15 protein-coding genes and 2 pseudogenes are annotated in these 17,868 nt (G+C 70.9%); 10 read left to right on the top strand and 7 right to left on the bottom strand.

Going from position 1 to position 17,868, the window contains the following annotated elements; translation table 11 throughout:
* Positions 1–35 precede the first annotated feature (35 nt).
* The 3 genes from KSED_RS00370 (at position 36) to KSED_RS00365 (ending at position 2,199) form a co-directional block, all read left to right on the top strand.
* Complete coding sequence (locus tag KSED_RS00370; RefSeq protein ID WP_012801590.1) at positions 36–1,373, top strand: diaminopimelate decarboxylase family protein; 1,338 nt, start codon at positions 36–38, stop codon at positions 1,371–1,373.
* A 183-nt stretch (positions 1,374–1,556) separates the two neighbouring features.
* Positions 1,557–1,694: a hypothetical protein gene (locus KSED_RS14785; RefSeq protein ID WP_169307760.1), complete on the top strand. Its 138-nt coding sequence runs from the start codon at positions 1,557–1,559 to the stop codon at positions 1,692–1,694.
* Between the two features lie 154 nt (positions 1,695–1,848).
* Complete coding sequence (locus KSED_RS00365; protein WP_012801589.1) at positions 1,849–2,199, top strand: hypothetical protein; 351 nt, start codon at positions 1,849–1,851, stop codon at positions 2,197–2,199.
* A 64-nt stretch (positions 2,200–2,263) separates the two neighbouring features.
* On the opposite strand, the gene KSED_RS00360 is transcribed toward KSED_RS00365, so the two are convergent.
* On the bottom strand, positions 2,264–2,998 hold the full coding sequence (locus KSED_RS00360; protein ID WP_041290807.1) for a Type 1 glutamine amidotransferase-like domain-containing protein: 735 nt from the start codon (positions 2,996–2,998) through the stop codon (positions 2,264–2,266).
* A gap of 112 nt (positions 2,999–3,110) precedes the next feature.
* On the opposite strand from KSED_RS00360, the gene KSED_RS00355 reads away from it, so the two are divergent.
* The 3 genes from KSED_RS00355 (at position 3,111) to KSED_RS00345 (ending at position 6,765) form a co-directional block, all read left to right on the top strand.
* Positions 3,111–4,640, top strand: a complete 1,530-nt coding sequence (locus KSED_RS00355) for an SDR family NAD(P)-dependent oxidoreductase (protein WP_422572858.1) — start codon at positions 3,111–3,113, stop codon at positions 4,638–4,640.
* A 196-nt stretch (positions 4,641–4,836) separates the two neighbouring features.
* Positions 4,837–5,460, top strand: coding sequence for a DUF1648 domain-containing protein (locus KSED_RS00350; protein ID WP_012801586.1), 624 nt, complete (start codon positions 4,837–4,839; stop codon positions 5,458–5,460).
* A 780-nt stretch (positions 5,461–6,240) separates the two neighbouring features.
* Positions 6,241–6,765, top strand: a complete 525-nt coding sequence (locus tag KSED_RS00345; protein WP_012801585.1) for a hypothetical protein — start codon at positions 6,241–6,243, stop codon at positions 6,763–6,765.
* Between the two features lie 9 nt (positions 6,766–6,774).
* Here the strand turns inward: KSED_RS00345 and KSED_RS15510 are convergent, their stop codons facing one another.
* The 3 genes from KSED_RS15510 to KSED_RS00335 all read right to left on the bottom strand — a co-directional run bounded on the left by KSED_RS15510 (position 6,775) and on the right by KSED_RS00335 (position 8,790).
* Positions 6,775–7,032 carry a Type 1 glutamine amidotransferase-like domain-containing protein gene (locus KSED_RS15510; RefSeq protein ID WP_258172029.1) on the bottom strand — a complete coding sequence of 86 codons (258 nt, stop codon included), beginning with the start codon at positions 7,030–7,032 and terminating at the stop codon, positions 6,775–6,777.
* Positions 6,975–7,385, bottom strand: coding sequence for a Type 1 glutamine amidotransferase-like domain-containing protein (locus tag KSED_RS00340; RefSeq protein WP_258172028.1), 411 nt, complete (start codon positions 7,383–7,385; stop codon positions 6,975–6,977). The genes KSED_RS15510 and KSED_RS00340 overlap by 58 nt, the downstream gene beginning before the upstream one ends.
* Before the next feature lie 136 nt (positions 7,386–7,521).
* Positions 7,522–8,790 carry a globin domain-containing protein gene (locus KSED_RS00335; RefSeq protein ID WP_012801584.1) on the bottom strand — a complete coding sequence of 423 codons (1,269 nt, stop codon included), beginning with the start codon at positions 8,788–8,790 and terminating at the stop codon, positions 7,522–7,524.
* 60 nt (positions 8,791–8,850) lie between these two features.
* Between KSED_RS00335 and KSED_RS13945 the strand changes: the two are divergent.
* A pseudogene (locus KSED_RS13945) lies at positions 8,851–9,114 on the top strand (transposase); the annotation flags it as partial.
* A gap of 21 nt (positions 9,115–9,135) precedes the next feature.
* Here the strand turns inward: KSED_RS13945 and KSED_RS00330 are convergent.
* Both KSED_RS00330 and KSED_RS00325 read right to left on the bottom strand, forming a co-directional pair.
* The gene (locus tag KSED_RS00330; RefSeq protein ID WP_012801583.1) at positions 9,136–9,540 is read right to left on the bottom strand and encodes a VOC family protein; all 405 of its coding nucleotides are present in this window, start codon (positions 9,538–9,540) and stop codon (positions 9,136–9,138) included.
* A complete protein-coding gene (locus tag KSED_RS00325; protein WP_012801582.1) occupies positions 9,537–10,817 on the bottom strand; it encodes an IS256 family transposase in 1,281 nt (426 codons plus the stop codon). The genes KSED_RS00330 and KSED_RS00325 overlap by 4 nt, the downstream gene beginning before the upstream one ends.
* Before the next feature lie 160 nt (positions 10,818–10,977).
* Here KSED_RS00325 and KSED_RS13940 point away from each other — a divergent pair.
* Positions 10,978–11,629 (top strand): annotated as a pseudogene (locus KSED_RS13940) (IS5 family transposase); the annotation flags it as partial.
* Positions 11,630–11,633: 4 nt separating this feature from the next.
* Here the strand turns inward: KSED_RS13940 and KSED_RS15705 are convergent.
* Entirely contained in the window at positions 11,634–11,828 is a 195-nt protein-coding gene (locus KSED_RS15705) for an SH3 domain-containing protein (RefSeq protein WP_373419167.1), read from the bottom strand.
* A 292-nt stretch (positions 11,829–12,120) separates the two neighbouring features.
* Here KSED_RS15705 and KSED_RS00315 point away from each other — a divergent pair, with 292 nt between their 5' ends.
* Together KSED_RS00315 and KSED_RS00310 are read left to right on the top strand one after the other, a co-directional pair.
* Positions 12,121–13,950, top strand: coding sequence for an NAD-dependent malic enzyme (locus KSED_RS00315; RefSeq protein ID WP_012801578.1), 1,830 nt, complete (start codon positions 12,121–12,123; stop codon positions 13,948–13,950).
* Positions 13,951–14,023: 73 nt separating this feature from the next.
* Positions 14,024–17,836: a TM0106 family RecB-like putative nuclease gene (locus KSED_RS00310; RefSeq protein WP_012801577.1), complete on the top strand. Its 3,813-nt coding sequence runs from the start codon at positions 14,024–14,026 to the stop codon at positions 17,834–17,836.
* The last annotated feature ends 32 nt before the right edge of the window (positions 17,837–17,868 follow it).

Genomic DNA, 17,868 nt, shown 5'->3' with positions numbered 1-17,868 from the left:
CCGCCGCCCTCTTCCGCCGTGACCCAGGAGACCTGATGACCGAGACCACCCCCACCAGCCCCGATGCGGGAAGCCTCGCCGCCCGCATCCACCCGGCCAAGCCGCTGCCCACCTCCGCCGAGCGCATGGTGGAGCTCGCCGCCGAGCTGCCCACGCCCTTCCACCTCTACGACGAGGCTGCCATCCGCGCCCACGCCCGGGAGTTCAACGCCGCCTTCGCCTGGGCGCCGGGCTTCCTCAACCACTTCGCCGTGAAGGCCACGCCCACCCCGGCCATCGTCCGCGTGCTGTCCGAGGAGGGATTCGGCGCCGACTGCTCCTCCCTGCCGGAGCTCGAGCTGTGCGACCGCTTGGGCATCCGCGGCGAGCGCATCATGTTCACCTCCAACGACACCCCGGCGGAGGAGTTCGCCCGCGCCGTGGAGCTGGGCGCCGTGGCGAACCTCGACGACATCACCCACCTCGACACCCTCGAGGCCGCCGCCGGACGCCTGCCGGAATTGCTGAGCTTCCGCTACAACCCGGGCGCGGAGCGCACCGGCAACGCCATCATCGGCGACCCGGTGCAGGCCAAGTACGGGGTCACCTCCGAGCAGCTCCTGGATGCCTACCGCGAGGCGCGTGACCGGGGCGTCCAGCGTTTCGCCCTGCACACGATGGTGGCCAGCAACGAGCTCGACGGCGCCTACATCGTCGAGACCGCCCGCATGGTCTTCGAGCTGGCGGTGCGCCTGAAGGACGAGCTCGGCATCACGCTGGAGTTCGTGAACCTCGGCGGCGGCATCGGCATCCCCTACGGCGTCGACGACGCACCGATGAACCTGCAGGCCGTGAGCGACGGCATCCGTGCACTGCACGAGCAGGTGCTCACCCCATCGGGCCTGGAGGGACTGGGCCTGCGCTTCGAGTGCGGCCGGGTGATGACCGGCCCGTACGGCTACCTCGTCTCGCGCGTGCGGCAGGTGACCCAGAAGTACAAGACCTACGTGGGTCTGGATGCCTCCATGCACAACCTCATGCGCCCGGCCATGTACGGCTCGTACCACCACATCACGGTCCTACCCGGGCCCGATGCAGCCAGCCTGCCCGATGCGGGCGACCTCGCCCCGGGCGCCACCAGCACCTACGACGTGACCGGCTCCCTGTGCGAGAACAACGACAAGTTCGCCATCGACCGCGAACTGCCCGTGGTGCACCCCGGTGACGTGGTGGTGCTGCACGACGCCGGCGCCCACGGCCACTCGATGGGCTTCAACTACAACGGCAAGCTCCGCTCGGCGGAGTACCTACTCGACCAGAACGGGCAGGCCCACCAGATCCGCCGCGCCGAGACGATGGACGACCTGTTCGCCACGGTGGACTGGCACGCCTGAGACGGTGAGCACCACCGGAAACACTCACCACCGGCCAGTGACGACGACGCGCCATGACCAGCGATCCGGTAGTCACAGATCGATAACGGAATGCGCCGCCTCTTGCCACCCCCCCGGCGGGCCTGATGCTCTTCCCAATGGCGGGGATCACCAGGATGCCCGCAAGAGTCGCGAGGAGCGGCGATGCGTGCAACCAAGCGGTTGATGTTCGCAGTACCAGCAGTCATTGCCATGGCCGGAGCACCCTTCCTGAGCGGGGTGGGGAACTTCGGCATCGACGGACCGGCCGCCGACCCCCGCACCTGGGTCATCCGTGGCTAAGCGCATTCTCACCGCAGCGGCCGTCGTGGGGGCACTGCTCCTCGCGGCGGCCGCCGTGTGGTGGATCTGGCTCCGCCCCTCCACCGCTCTCGCGGCACCCGAAGGGGGATCCAGAACGTGCGGACCCGTAGGTCCCGGCCCGGAGGGACGCGAGATGATCTCGACCCAGATCATTACCAACAACGGTAATACTCCCGTCACGGTCCAGGATGTCAGCCTGCCCAGCTCCTCGGGTATGGCAGTGCATGAATGGTTCTTGGTCGGCTGGAACGACAGTTATCCCGCGGCTTGGAGTTCGCCTGACATCCCTCCCAAGCCTGAGCGCACTACCCCGGGCGTCGAACCTGGAGAAACCAAGCGCGTCGCAGTCGTCCTCAAGGTCACCAGCGACCAGACGGAGGAGGCCCACCTCACCATCGACTACCGCGAGGAGAGTGGCCGCAAGGGCTCACTGACCCCCGCACGCCGACTGCACGCCGTCCCCCACGGCCAGGAATGCCCCTAGCCACCGATCGGCCTCCGGCACCCGCTCACCACCCGCACCTGACGAGACCCGCATCGGGAGACCCTCAGCCCAGGCGACGCACCGGCAGCGGCGCCTCCACGGCACCGCCGGCCCCGTCGGCCGCCACCCGGAACGCCCGGCCACCGTCGGTCTCGCTGACGGCCTCGACCAGTTCGCCGTCCCGCCAGACGAGGGCCACGTGGTCGTCGACCGCGTGGCCCTCGGGCAGCTCGCCGGACCCGATGGCGCTGCGGAACTGCTCCGGGCGGCCGGGCTCCCCGTCGTAGTGGGGGCACGCACTCCCGCGCAACAGCCCCAGCCCGTCGGGCAGGGCCGCCAACGGCCCGTAGGAGTCGGTGGACGACCCCTCGAACCAGCAGTTCATCCCCGCACTGATGCCGGCCAGCACCGTCCCGCGTCGCCCCGCCTCGGTCAGCACCTCCGGCAGCCCGTGCAGCCGCCACAGCGCCAGCAGGTTGGCCGGTGACCCTCCGCCGACGAACACCAGGTCCTGCTCCAGCAGCATCGCCGGGTCGCGGTAGCCCCAGGGACTCTGGTTGAACAGCGTCAGCACCGAGGTCTCTGCCACTCCCCCGTACGCCCGCTCGAACTTCTCGCAGTAGCCGGCCGCGTCCCCGCTGGCGGTCGGGACGAAGCACACGGCCGGCCGCTCCCCACGGCCGCGCGCCCCCGCATCGAGCCGCCGCCCGGCCAGCCCCAGCAGGACGTGGTCCAGCGGCGTCAGCTTGCCCCCGGTCTCCGAGAAGCCACCGCCACCCAGGGTCACGATCGTCGTCATGCCGCGAGTGTGGCAGGTGGCCGCGCCCGCCGCGCCACCTACGATGCGGACCGTGCAGCCCGACGACCCGACCCCCTCCCCGGACCCAGCCGAGCACCCCGGCGGCAGCCAGGTGCCGCTCGATGGCGACGTGCCCCTCGAGACCGGCGACCACCCCGGCCTCGACCCCGCCGACCTCGAGGCCACCCTGCGCGTCCTCGGTCAGCTGCACGAGCTCCCCAGGGGCCATCCGGACATCGAGACGGTCAAGCGCGCCACGGGGCGCATGTACAAGGCCGTCCGCAAGGCGCGCCGCGCCGAGGCCCGCCGGGCGGAACGTCAACCCCTGCTCGATGCGGACCAGCGCCTCATGGAGCGCACCGCCACCGGCAGCCCGCAGCGCATCGACGACGAGACGGCTGGCATCCTGCTGGAGACACCCACCGGCCTGGCGGGCGCCGGGCACGTCATCGGGCAGCTGAACATCCCCCGGGGCTGCTACATCTGCCACGAGAAGTTCACGGCCGTCGACAGCTTCTACCACTGGCTCTGCCCGCGCTGCGCCGGTGACAGCCACGCCCGGCGCGACCAGCACACCGACCTGCGCGGCAAGCGGGCGCTGCTCACCGGCGGTCGGGCGAAGATCGGCATGTACATCGCCCTGATGCTGCTGCGCGACGGTGCCGAGCTCACCATCACCACCCGCTTCCCCGGCGATGCCGCGCGCCGCTTCGCCGCCCAGCCGGACCACGCGGACTGGATCGACCGGCTCTCCATCGTCGGCATCGACCTCCGCGATCCCACCCAGGTGATCGCCCTGGCCGACGAGGTGGCCGCCGGCGGACCGCTGGACATCCTCATCAACAACGCCTGCCAGACCGTGCGACGCACGCCGGGCTCGTACTCCCACCTCACCGAGGGCGAGAAGGCGCCGCTGGTCGGGGACGAGCTGCGCCCCGCCATGCTGGCGTTCGACCGCATCAGCGAGGCGCACCCCGCAGCGTTGGTCGGGTCGCTGTCCGAGCATGCGGTGGCGCACGCCGAGGGAGGGGGTGGGCTCACCGCATCGGACATGACGCGGCTGGCGCTGCGGGCGGGCTCGGCGTCGCTCGAGGCGCACCAGAGAGGCACCGCGCTCGATGCCGGCGGGCTGCTTCCCGATGTGCTGCAGGTGAACTCGTGGACGCAGAAGGTGCAGGAGGTGGACCCGATGGAGCTGCTGGAGGTGCAGCTGTGCAACTCGGTGGCCCCGTTCCTGCTGGTCTCGCGCCTGCGCCCCAGCCTGGCCGAGGCGGTGCGGCGCGGTGCGCGGCGCAGCTACGTGGTGAACGTGTCCGCGATGGAGGGGCAGTTCTCGCGGCGGTACAAGGGGTCCGGCCACCCGCACACGAACATGGCCAAGGCCGCGCTGAACATGCTGACGCGCACCAGCTCCGAGGAGATGCTGCAGACCGACGGCATCCTCATGACCGCCGTGGACACCGGGTGGATCACCGACGAGCGGCCTCACCACGAGAAGCTGCGGATCGCCGCCGAGGGGTGGCACGCCCCGCTGGACCTGGTGGACGGCGCGGCCCGGGTGTACGACCCCATCGTGCGCGGCGAGGCCGGCGAGGACCTCTACGGCGTGTTCCTCAAGAACTTCGAGCCCCACCCCTGGTGATGGGGCGGCCGGCGGGAGCGGGCCGCCCCCACCCCCACCGGGAGCGTGCTCGGGAAAGTGACCCGGTGCGCGCGCTAATACCCGAGCATCGGGTCACTTTCCCGAGCAAGCCTTGCGCTTCCCGAGCAGACCTCTGCAGCGTCGGCAGGTTTCCCGGGCAGGCCCCTTCAACGGGGTGGCGCCTAGCCTGACCGCCATGGAGACGACGGAGAACGACCGGCCGCAGTCCACGCCCCCGGCGCAGACCTGGCAGGAGCTCGAGGCACAGCGGCGGGCCGTGGCGCAGGAGGCCCGTGCTCTGCCGCCGGAACCGGACACGCTGTGGGTGCGCCTCGTCTTCTGGGGCGTCGTGGCGCTGTGGCTGGCCTCGCTGGCGTGGGCGTGGTTCGCGCTGCCGGAGCGGGTGCCGACGCACTGGTCGGGTGACAATCAGGCAGACACGTGGTCCTCCCGGGCCGGGGCGATCGTGCCGGCCGCACTCATCCCGGCCGTCGCGCTCCTGCCGATGCCGCTGCTCTCGCGTCTCGCCACCATCTGGCCCGACGGCCTCAACGTGCCCCACAAGGAGTGGTGGCTGCAGACCGCACCGCGCGTGCGCCGGTTCGAGCGGCTGCTGCGCGAGGACCTCATGCTCATCACGGCCTCGGTGCTCGCGATCTTCCCGCCGCTGATGTTCCTCATGCACCAGGCCGCACAGCGCGATGGCGTGATACCCGGCTGGGGGATGCCGCTGGTGCTCGCGATCATCATCGTGCCGATGGTGATCGTGCTGGCCCGCATGGCCGTCGGCCGTCGCTACAAGGGCGCCGCCGACCTCTGACCGGGCAGGCGCCGCAGCCACAGGCCTCCCCTGAAGGCTGGAGCCTGTCCGCCGCGGGTGCTAGCGGGTCACGATCTGGTCACCTTCTCGGCACAGCCCTTCCCACGGGGCATCTAGCCCCCCCCCCACAGTGGGGCAGAACGAGTCATGAGACTCGTCCCACCGAGGAGTCTCAATGTTGTTTGACAAGAATTTGCTGATGAGCATCCCGGCTGCCCTCGGCGTTCTCTGTTCACTGGCGGCACCTGCCCAGTCAGACACTCGGCAGACTCTCGCACCCTTGCCTCAGCATGAGCCAGTCACCGTGGCCGTACCCGCAGAAATGCCGGCCAGCATGGTCGCGGAGATTGTGGGGGAAGCGCAGTCGGATTTAGCACCTTCGTCCATCCAACCCCCGCCTGAGCGGGGAGGCCCCTCACCTGCGGTCTTGTATACATGGAAGGACCACAACGCCCGCGAAATCCTCGTCCGAGGTGACGTGATGACCAAACTCATCATAAAGCACGGGATCACCGTCCCAGACCCCGTGCGAGTCTCAACCCAGTGGCCCGACGGCCGTCGCTCAGTAGTGGAGGGAACCTCTCGGGTCTATTGGGCCACGCTGCAGCATAAGGTCTGCTCCAGCCGGATCAGTTGCAGGACGGTCGACGAGACTCTCATGAAGACAGTCGTTGACTTCCGGCCTTATTCCTACGACGGGCGCACAAAGGGACTCGTGACGTCGTACTGCCCTGATGAGACCAGCGATCGCTGTCCCTCATGGGTCAAGTGTGTTAAGTGATGGCTCCGCGCTCCGGGTTCGCCACCACGCTCATGGCCCTGGCCGAGGCCAGCGCGGACCGCCCTCCGGCGAGCCCTCCCGTCATCGCCATCCACCACGATGGGGAGCATCTCGAGCTCGTGCGCCCAGGGGAGCCCGCCGTGCGCCTGCGCTGCACCCCTGACCGCGAGGCCGCGCAGGAGGAGATCCGGGCGCAGCTGGGCTGGACCTGGGCGGGGACGGACCTCGCGGCGCTGGGCGACGTCGCCCCCTGGTCCCACGGCCTCGGCTGGGAGGTCTACCTCCACGACATCGGCCGGTACTGGTTCCTCGTGGAGGACCTCCGCGAGGAGAGGGGCGAGGCCGTGCGGGCGGAGGCGCTCTGGCAGGACGGCGACCGGTTCTGCGTGCGGCTCCGGTCGAGCCACGGCACCACCACGGAGTCGCGCCCGCTAAACGGCCTCGACTTCACCGGAGCCCTCGGCCTCGAGATGGCCTTCGACCACCTGCGGCAGGTTCGCCGTCCCGGGGCCGAGCACGCCTGACCGTCCGCCTCAACCCAGGAGGCGCACCTCGAGCGGCATCTGGGTGGTGCCACCGGAGCCGTCCGGTTCCACGTGGAACGCCCGAGCGCCCTCGCGCTCGGCCTCGCCGTCGTAGTGCGGGCAGGCGCTCCCCCGCAGCATCCCGAGGCCGTCGGGCAGCGCGGCCAGCGGACCGTAGGAGTCGGTGGAGCAGCCCTCGAACCAGCAGTTCATCCCGGCGCTGATGCCGGCCAGCACCACGCCCTGGCGGCCGGCCTCCGCGAGCACCTCGGGCAGGCCGTGGAGGCGCCACAGGGCGAGGAGGAAGTGGTCCAGCCACCGCCGACGAAGACGAGGTCCTGCTCCAGCAGGAGCGCCGGGTCGCGGTAGCCGTACGGGTCCATGCAGAACAGGCTCAGCACCGTGGTCTCGGCGAGCCACTCGTAGGCCTTCTCGAACTTCTCGACGTACCGCGGACCGTCACCGCTCGCGGTCGGGACGAAGCACACGCGGACCCGATCACGACCAGCCGCCTCGGCCCGCGGACGGGCCAGGTACAGGAGGAAGTGGTCCAGCCCGGTGGCCTCGCCCTCGGTGGTCGAGGAGAACCCGCCGCCGCCCTGCGTCACGATCGTCGTCATGCGCCGAGGCTGCGGGCTGCCCGGCTCGTGGGCGACGGGTTTTCGTCCTTGGCTGCTCGGAGCGTGATCGGTCCAATCGGTCCGATCGGAGCGTGCTCGGCAACCCAACCCAGTGCTCGGGGTCGACCAGCCAGCGTCAGGCGCCCTGCTGGGCCTCCTCGATGCGGGCGACGACCTCCTTCTCGGCGCCGGACTCCGGGTCCTGCGCCCACAGGTCGGGGCCGAAGACCTCGTAGGAGATGTTGCAGGCCGGCACGCCCTTGTCCATGAGCTCGCGGCGCACGGCGCGCATGAACGGCAGCGGGCCGCACATGAAGACGCGGGCGTCGGTCGGCAGCTCGATGCCGGAGAGGTCCATGCGGCCCTCGGAGGCGCCACGCGCGGTGCCCTGCTCGTCCATCTGCTCGTACCAGACGCGGCTGGAGCCGTTCGCGAGCTTCTCGGCGGCAGCGGCCATCTCCTCGGCCAGCGCGTGCGAGCCGCCGGCGCGGTCGGCGTGCAGCAGCACGACCTCGCGCTGCGGGGCGTCCGCGGCCACGTCGGCGAGGATCGCCGCCATCGGGGTGATGCCGATGCCCGCGGAGACGAGCACGAGCGGGGCATCGGACTCGTCGAGCACCACGTCACCGGACGGGGTCGAGACGTCCAGAACCATGCCCGGCTTGGCGTTCTCGTAGAGGAAGGTCGAGACCTGGCCGTTCGGGGTGCCGCCCACGCCGTCGACGCGGCGGATCGTCAGGCGGATGTGGTCCGCGACCCTCGGGCTGGAGATCGTGTACTGGCGTGGCTGGCGCTCGCCGTCGGGCAGGTCCACCGCGAGGGCCACGTACTGGCCGGTGTGGTGCTCCGGCACCTCGCCCTCGACCGGCTTGAGGGTGATGGAGAAGACCTCGTCGGTCTCCTCGGTGCGCTCGGTGATCTCGTACTTGCGGTAGGGCTCCTCCGGGTCCACGCCGGCCAGCGCGTAGAGGCGGGCCTCCTCGGCGATGAGCTGGGTCGCGAAGAGCCAGTAGACCTCGTCCCAGGCGGACGCGACCTCGGGGGTCACCGCATCGCCGAGGACGGTGCCGACGGCCTCGAGGAGGTAGTGGCCGACGGTGATGTAGTCGGTGCCCTGGATACCGAGGGAGACGTGCTTGTGGGCGATGCGCTCCATGACCGGGCTGAAATCCGGGGCCTCGGGGTCGATGAGCTGCACCGCGTACGCGACGACAGAGGAGGCCAGGGCCACCGGCTGCTCCCCGACGGCCTGGTTGGCCTTGTTGAACACGCGCATGAGCTCGGGGTGGGCGGCGAACATGTTCGGGTAGAACTCGCTCGTGATCTGCACGGCGTGCTCGGCCACGACGCCGGCGGTGGCGGCGACGATCTCGGCGGACTGGGGGGACAGGGTGGGGGTCTTCATGCCCTCAACGCTAGGGCGTGTCTCCCATATGGTCGGTGAGGCTCGCGGGATGCTGGTTGGGTGAGGTCGACGGGTTCGCGGTATCGGGTGTTCACGGACGAGCAGTGGGAGCGGATCGAGCCGTTGCTGCCCTCGAATTCGGGGCGGCGTGGTCATCCGTTCGGCGACAACAGGCGCGTTGTGGAGGGCATCGCGTACCGGTTCCGCACCGGGATTCCGTGGCGTGATCTGCCCCGCGAGCAGTTCGGGCCGTGGCAGACGGTGTGGAAGCGGCACCGCCGCTATGCCGGTGACGGTACGTGGGATCGCGTGCGAGCAATCGTCAAGACCTGTGGATGACCGATTTCAGTCGTGTGCTATGAGTTCGACCTCGTAGCCGTCATAGTTTGCGAGGTAGGCGGCGTAGCTGTCGGCTCCTCCGGCGTGGGGGTGCTTGTCGGCGAAGAGCAGGGTCCAACCGTTCGCATGGGCGGTGTCGGCGAATTCGTCGACCTTGGCGCGGTCCCCGGCATGGAAGGCGAGGTGGTTCAGCCCGGGACGCTGCCGGTCGTGTTCGCGACCGGTCAGGTCCGGTGATTCCTCGATGACGATGTAGGTGTCAGCGAGCCTCCAGCTTCGGCCGCCGGGCCAGTCCTGGAACGGTTGGTAGCCAAGCTCGCCGAGGAGCCAGCCCCAGTGGGTCGTGGCCCGGACGATGTCGGGGACCCACAGCTCCACGTGGTGCAAGGATCCGATCGGCGGGGTGGTCATGCTGCCCCCTGGGTGCGCTCGATCAGTTTGCCCTTCTCGAACACCGCACCGGCGCGGACGAGGGCGACCAAGTGCGGTGCGTTCACGGCGCGCCATCGGGTCTGGGCGGATTCGATGAGCTTGAACGCCATGGCGACCCCGGCGGCGCGGGAGCCGGGTCCCTTGGTCACGCGCTGCCGAAGTCGCACCGTGGCGAACGTAGATTCGATGGGGTTCGTGGTGCGCAGGTGGATCCAGTGCTCGGCGGGGTAGTCGTAGAACTCCAGCAGCACGTCAAGGTCGTCGGTGATCTTCGCGGCCGCCTTGGGCCACTTCTTCCCGTACTCGCTGGCGAACGCCCTCGCCCCTGACCGGGCGTGCTCCTTGTCTTCGGCCTGCCAGATCTCGGCGAGGGCCTTCTTCGCGCCCGGCTGCGCCGACTTCGGCAGCGCATTGAGCACGTTCGAGATTTTGTGAAACAAGCAACGCTGTTCGCGAGTGTCGGGGAACACCTGCCGCACGGCGGCCCAGAAGCCCAGCGCGCCGTCGCCGACGGCCAGGACTGGGTCTCTCATGCCGCGGCGTTTGCAATCCCGCAGCAGGTCAGCCCACGACTCGGTCGACTCCCGGTGCCCATCCTGTAGGGCGATCAGCTCCTTGTGGCCGTCCGCGCGCACACCGATCATCACCAGCAGGCACACCCTGTCCTGCTCCAGGCGCACCTTCAGGTGGATCCCGTCGACCCACACGTACACATAGTCGGCATCCGTCAGGGAGCGTTCGTTGAACGAGCGGGCCTCGTGCTGCCAGTCTTTGGTCAGTCGGGTGATCGTGGCCGCCGACAGCCCCGCCGACGAGCCGAGGAACTGCTCCAACGCCGGCGCGAAGTCGTTGGAAGACAGCCCGTGGAGGTAGAGCAGCGGCAGCACCTCCGTCACCTGCGGGGACTTGCGCGCCCAGGCGGGCAGGATCGCCGAGGCAAACCGCGCCCGCTCGCCCGTCGCTTCGTCGACGCGCTTGTCGTTGATGCGCGGCGCGGTCACCGGCACCGCACCCGAGGACGTCGTCACCTCCCTCGGCTGGTGGTACCCGTTGCGCACCACCAACCGGTGCCCGTCCTCGTCGACCTCGTGGGCGTGCGCCTCGATGTAGGCACCGACCTCGGCCTGCAACGCCGCCGCGAGCATCTGCCGTGCGCCGTCGCGCACGATCTCATCCAGCAGCGACCCACCGGCCGTGCCGGTGCCGTCGGTGCTGTCGTCGTTGGAGGTCTCGGCGTCGTGGACTACCTTGAGCATTGGGCGTACCTTCCCGTACCAACGCGTCAACGCCGGTCCTGATCCAGAACTTCGATTCCGTGTAGATCATCCTCGGGAAGGTGCGCCCGCTTCACGTCACCCCGCCGAGGGCCATCCACAGGTTCTGATCATTCCTCATCGCGTGCTGGTGGAGATCCTCGCCGAGGCCGATGCCGCCGGGAAGATCGACTGGGCGGTGTCTGTCGACGCGACGATCGCTCGTGCGCATCAGCACGCGACGAACACCACCCGCCCCGAGCAGGACACAGGGGGCGGGATCAAATCACAAGAATCTGCCCTGGCACGACGTTGAGCCGCCCGGTCATGGCATTGGGCGCTCTCGCGGCGGCCTGACCACGAAGATCCACCAGGCCGTCGACGGCCACGGCCGACCACTCGCGATGATCGTCACCGGCGGGCAGCGCAACGACGGCGCGATGCTGACCGAGGTGCTCGCCCAGATCCACGTCCCCCGGCTGGGCCGGGGCCGGCCACGCACTCGTCCGGATGCCGTGCTCGCCGACCGCGCCTACGCGACCGGTGTGATTCGCAGCGAACTGCGTCGTCGCGGGATCAAGGCCGTGATCCCTGACAAGCGCGACCAGGCCGCCGCCCGCAAACGTCGCGGCAGTCGAGGCGGACGCCCGCCCGGACTGGACGCCGACGCCTACAAGGGCCGCAACGTCGTCGAGCGGTTCTTCGCCCTCGCCAAGCAGTGGCGCGGCATCGCTACCCGGTTCGACAAACTCGCGATCACCTACCGCGCCGGCGTCACCCTCTGCGCCATCCTCACCTGGCTACGCGTGCGATGATCGGTCACGCAACAGTAAGGACGCGGTGCGGGATCCATCCCTCACGACCACCAGAGTTCCGACACCAGGACCAGCCGCTCTCGGCATCGTCCTCAATGACATCGACGCGTTCGCCCGCGACAGCCGGCAGCTCGGTCGTGTCATATGCGACGCGACAAGTGCCGACGCACCCGTCAATATCGAGGTGACGTCCGGGCACCCATCCCGTCCCCTGCGATGCTGTCACGAATACGAAAGCGGGCCACTCTGTATCCCAATCTCCGACCTGAACAACATCCCCGGGCTTGATCGCCAATGGCGCGCGGTCAGGGATTTCATGATCAGCAGTCAACACGTATCGCACAGCGTCAATTCTCCCATCAGCACAGGCCCTCACTGTCTATGGGAGACACGCCCTAGACCCCACGAGCCGCCGACACCACCGGCCGCCCACGGGCTAGGTTGGGTGAGGGTGCAGTGCCGCACCGAGGACGACCGACCGGGAGACTACCATGCCGCGCCAGTTCCAGTTCCGCAACGAAGACGGCCACGAGACCGTCCAGATCGCCGTCCGCGGCCGGCAGGTCCTCGCCCGCCCGATGCTCAACCGCGGGTCCGCGTTCACCACCGAGCAGCGCGACGCCCTCGGCCTGCGCGGACTGATCCCCCCGGCGGTCAACAGCATCGACGACCAGGTGCGCCGCTGCTACGGCCAGTTCCAGATGCAGCCGACCAACTTGGCCAAGTACGTGTACCTGAACACGCTGCAAGACCTCAACGAGATCCTCTTCCACCGCCTCGTGGCCGAGCACCTCGAGGAGATGATGCCGATCATCTACACCCCCACCGTGGGTGAGGCGATCCAGCAGTTCTCCTCCACCTTCGACCGGCAGCGAGGCATCTACCTGTCCATCGAGGACGGTGCGGACGCCGAGAGCATCGCCACCGCCCTGGCCGCCTACGGCAACGGCCCGGACGACGTCGACATCGTGGTGGTCACGGACTCCGAGGGCATCCTCGGCATCGGCGACCAGGGCGTCGGCGGCATCCGCATCGCCATCGGCAAGTCGGCCGTCTACACGACCGCCGCCGGCATACACCCCCTGCGGGTGCTCCCGGTGGTGCTCGACGTCGGCACCGACAACCTGGCCCTGCTGCACGACCCGAACTACCTGGGTCTGCGCCGCGAGCGCGTGCGCGGCGAGGAGTACGACGAGTTCATTGCCTCCTTCGTGGAGGCCGTGCAGGAGCGCTTCCCCACGGCCCTGCTGCACTGGGAGGACTTCGGCGCCACCAACGCCCACCAGATCCTCGAGCGCTACCGCGACCAGGTCTGCACCTTCAACGACGACATCCAGGGCACCGCCGCGATCGTGGTGGCCTCCGCCCTGGCGGCGTGCAAGACCAAGCACGAGCAGCTCTCCGAGCAGCGCGTGGTCATCCACGGCGCGGGCACCGCCGGCATCGGCATCGCCGACCTCATGCGGGACATCATGATCAGCGAGGGCCTTGACCCCGACGAGGCCACGCAGCGCTTCTGGGGCCTGGGCAGCCGCGGCCTGATCCACACCGGCGGGAAGATGCGCCCCTTCCAGGAGCGCTACGCCCGCGACGCCGCCGAGCTGGCCGAGTGGGAGGCCGACGAGGCCGGCAACTACTCCCTCGATGAGGTCGTCCGCCGGGTGCAGCCCACCATCCTCATCGGCACCTCCGCGCAGGCCGGCGCCTTCCACGAGCAGCTCGTGCGCACCATGGCCGAGGGCTGCGAGCGGCCGATCATCCTGCCGCTGAGCAACCCGACCTCCAAGGCCGAGGCCGTGCCGGAGGACCTGATGGAGTGGACCGACGGCAAGGCCCTCATCGCCACCGGCTCGCCCTTCAAGCCCGTGGTGCGCGACGAGGTGACCCACACCATCGCCCAGGCGAACAACGCCCTGGTCTTCCCGGGCATGGGGCTGGGCACCATCGCGGTGCGCGCCACCCGCCTGACCGACGGCATGATCACCGCCGCCGCCCAGGCGGTGGCCGAGATGACCGCCGTCGGTGTGGAGGGCGCGGCCATCCTCCCCTCGATGCGGGAGCTCCGGTCGGTCTCCGCGGCCGTCGCCGAGCGCGTGGCTGCCGCCGCCGTGGAGGAGGGCGTGGCCACCCTGGAGCTGGAGAACCCGCGCGCGGAGATCGAGAAGCTCATGTGGGCGCCGGAGTACCCGGACGTGGAGGTGGTGGACGCCATCGAGACGCTCAGCCCCCGCGCCACGGACCCGGCGAGGAAGAGCGTGCGCCACACCGGTGACGACTCCCCGCTGAGCCGCTGGCGCCCGCGCCTGCCCGGGCGTCGCTGAGCGCAGCCACCCCCTGACGGCCCCGTCGAGCGAGCTCGGCGGGGCTGTCGGTGCTCGCCCCTAGGGTGGGCGCATGTTCCTCCTCGATGACGGGTCGCTCGCCACGAGCGCGCAGGACCTGCGGGTCGCCAGCGAGTGCGAGTTCGCCCTGTTGCACCGGCTGGACGTGACCCTGGGCCGGTCTCCCCGTGAGGTCCTCGAGGACCCGATGGCCGAACGCCTCGCCGAGCTGGGGAACGTCCACGAGGAGCGGGAGCTCGCCCGGCTGCAGCAGCTGCACCCCGGCGGCGTGGTGGTGGGTGAGCGTCCGCGGGGCTTCTCCCGGCAGGCGCTCGAGGAGGGGATGGCGTGGACGGTGCAGCGGTGCGCCGAGCCGGCGGTGCAGGTGGTGCACCAGGCGCCGGTGCTGCTGACCGGGGCCGGCGCCGACGGCCAGCCGTTGGCCCCGCTGTCGGGGTTGGCCGACTTCGTGGTCCGCACGCCGCAGGGCTGGCGGGTGGGCGACACGAAGCTGGCGGCCCACTCGACCGTGGCCTCGATGCTGCAGGTGGCCGCCTACGCCCACGCCCTGGCCGAGCAGGGGGTGGCAGTGGCCCCCGAGGTGGACCTGGTGCTGGGGACCGGCGCGGTGGAGTCGCACCCGCTGGGCCCGACGGTGGCCGTGATGCGGGACCGCTGGGCGCGGCTCTCGCGCCTGCTGCGGGAGCACGGGGTCGGAGGTCGTGACGGGGAGGCCGTGGAGTGGGGCGCGCCGGGGATCGGTGCCTGCGGCCGCTGCGAGGTCTGCACACCGCGGGCCGCTGCGGCCGACGACCTGCTGGGCGTGGCCCGCATGTCCCTGGCGCGGCGCAAGCTGCTGCACGGACGCGGCATCACCACCATGGCGGAGCTGGCGGCAGCGACCACGGGCCCGCGGGGCATGCGGGAGTCCGACTTCGCCACGCTGCGTGACCAGGCAGCCCTGCAGGTCCGAGCCCGCGAGCTCACCGCGGAGGCCAGGACGCAGGATCCCCACGCGCCGGAGGTGGTGCTCAGCGAGGTGGTCTCCGCGGAGGCCCTGGACGCCCTGCCCGAGCCCAGCCCCGGGGACGTCTTCTTCGACTTCGAGGGCGACCCGCTGTGGCGCCCCCACGCCGGGGCGCCGGCTGGCCTGGAGTACCTGTTCGGGGTGGAGGTGCTGGACACCGCGGGTGACGACCCCGGCGCCTACGGCCCGCCGGACGCGGCCGGGGCCCGCTACCGCGCCTGGTGGGCGCACGACCGCGCCGGCGAGAAGCAGGCCCTGGCTGACTTCCTCGGCTGGCTCGCGGCCCGGCGCCGCGCGTACCCGGGGCTGCACGTCTACCACTACGCGGCCTACGAGGTGACGGCCCTGAAGCGGCTGACGGCAGCCCACGGAACCGGCACCGAGGAGCTCGACGACCTGCTGCGCCAGCACGTGTTCGTGGACCTCTACGCCACCGTGCGCGCCGGCATCCGCGTGAGCCAGCCGACGTACTCCATCAAGAAGCTCGAACCGCTCTACATGCCGGCCCGGGGTGCCGATGGGGTGACCGGCGGGGCGGACTCGATCGTGGAGTACCAGCGCTACTGCAGCGCCCGTGACGCCGGGGACACCGCCAGGGCGTCCGAGCTGCTCGAGCGCATCCGGGCGTACAACGAGCTGGACTGCGAGTCCACCTGGCGGCTGCGCGACTGGCTGCTGGAGAGGTACCGCCAGCACCGGCAGGAGCAGGGCCAGCCCGACACCCCGCAGCCCGACACCGGGACCGACGCGCCCTCGGGGGTCGACGGGACCGCCGCTCCCACCGGGACCGACGACACCGCCGCCCGCGGTGACGGCACCCTGCCCGGGACCGACGCCCCGGCCCTCACGCCCGACCGGTGGGTGGCAGCGCAGCGGGTGGAGGACGCGTTCGGGGCCCTGGACCTGCCGCCGCGCGGCGAGCGGACCGCGGCCGAGCAGGCGCTGACCATGCTCGGCTCGGCACCGCAGTACTACCGCCGGGAGCACAAGCCGCACTGGTGGGCCCACTTCGAGCGACTCGCGCTGCCGGTGGCCGAGTGGCCGCTGACCGGGGACGTCCTGGCGGTCGATCGCGCCGAGTGGACCTCGGACTGGTACCAACCGACCCCCCGCAGCAACCCGCGGCGCACCCTGACCGCCCGCGTGGACACCGGGGGGCGTCCGCTGGCCGCCGGCACCAGCCTGGTTCCCGTCTTCGGGTCGCCCCTGCCCGACGGCCTGGAGTGCGAGCCCGGGTACCCGCACGCCCAGTGGCCCTCGGCGGCCGAGGTGCTGGACTCGCACTCCGACACCGCGACCGGGCTGGAGGTCTGCACCCTCGAGCTCGCGCGCCCCAAGGGGTCGGCGAACCGGCCGGGCATCCCCGAGACCGACTGCCTCCCGGTGGGTTTCGGGCCCACCGCACCCCCGGGGACCAAGAACCTCGACGCCGCCCTGCTCGACCTCGCAGCGGCAGCGCTGTCTGCCAGCGCGACCAGCGCGGCCACCCCCGGCGAGCCGGCCGCCCAGCCCGTGCTCCCCGCATCGGCCGGGCTGGACCTGCTGGCCCGGCGCCCGCCGCGGCTCGATGGGGAGGCCCCCGCCAGCATCGACGATGCTCCCCCGGCACCCACGCTGCTGCCGCAGGTGGGCGAGCCCGGCATCGACACCCCGCTCGATGCGGTGACGGCGGCGGTCGGCCTGCTGCAGAACAGCTACCTCGCCGTCCAGGGGCCCCCGGGCACGGGCAAGACCTACCTCGGCTCCCGCGTGGTCCGCTCACTGGTGCAGGCCGGGTGGCGGATCGGCGTCGTGGCGCAGTCCCACGCGGCGGTGGAGAACTTCCTGGCCGGCTGCGTGAGAGCCGGCGTGCCGGACGTGCGCGTGGGCAAGGCCCCGGCCGCCGGCCGACCCGCCGACGGCGCCACCTGCTGGACCTCCCTGCGCAGCGGCTCCACCCCGGCGTGGATCACCGAACAACTCGATGCGGGGCACGGCTTCGTGGTCGGCGGCACCGCCTGGACCTTCAGCCACCCCGACCTGCTGCCCGAGTGCCTCGACCTGCTGGTGGTCGACGAGGCCGGGCAGTTCTCCCTGGCCCCGCTGCTGGCCTGCTCGCGAGTGGCTCGGAACCTGCTGCTCCTGGGCGACCCGCAGCAGCTTCCCCAGGTCTCCCAGGGCATCCACCCCGAGCCCCTGGACGCCTCGGCGCTGGGGTGGCTGATCGGGTCCGAGCGCGTGCTGCCGCAGCGGTACGGCTACTTCCTGGACACCACCTGGCGCATGCACCCGGCCCTCACCGAGCGGGTCTCGACCCTGGCCTACGACGGCCGGCTGGGCTCGCACGACGAGGTCACCACCGGGCGCTCGGTAGAAGGCGTGGAACCGGGGCTCCACGTGCGGGTGGTGGAGCACGAGGACAACTCCGTGGCGAGCCCGGAGGAGGCCGACGCGGTGGTGGCCCTCGTCGCCGACCTCGTCGGGCGCCGGTTCACCGACACCGGTGCCGAGCCGGGGCGCCGCGAGCGCCCGCTGTCCGCCGCGGACGTGCTGGTGGTGGCGCCGTACAACGCCCAGGTGAACCTGCTGCGGAACCGCCTGTCCCAGGCCGGTTTCCCGGACACGCCCGTGGGAACGGTCGACGCCTTCCAGGGCCAGGAGGCCCCGGTGGTGGTGCTCTCCATGACCGCCTCCGCGCGCGACCGGGTCTCCCGCGGCATGGCCTTTCTGTTCGATGTCCACCGTCTCAACGTGGCCATCTCCCGCGGTCAGGTCGCCGCGTACGTGGTGCGCTCGCGGGCGCTGACCGACATCGCCCCGGCCTCCCCGCGGGACCTGCTGGCCCTGGGCGCCTTCCTGGAGCTGACTGCAAACCCCTGAGCCAGCAGAGTCTCCCCTGCCCGGCCACGTCG

Origin of the sequence: Kytococcus sedentarius DSM 20547 (assembly GCF_000023925.1) — a bacterium.
GTDB classification, from domain to species: domain Bacteria; phylum Actinomycetota; class Actinomycetes; order Actinomycetales; family Dermatophilaceae; genus Kytococcus; species Kytococcus sedentarius.
The sequence above is the reverse complement of the archived record's forward strand: the minus strand, read 5'-3'. Positions and strand labels throughout refer to the sequence as shown.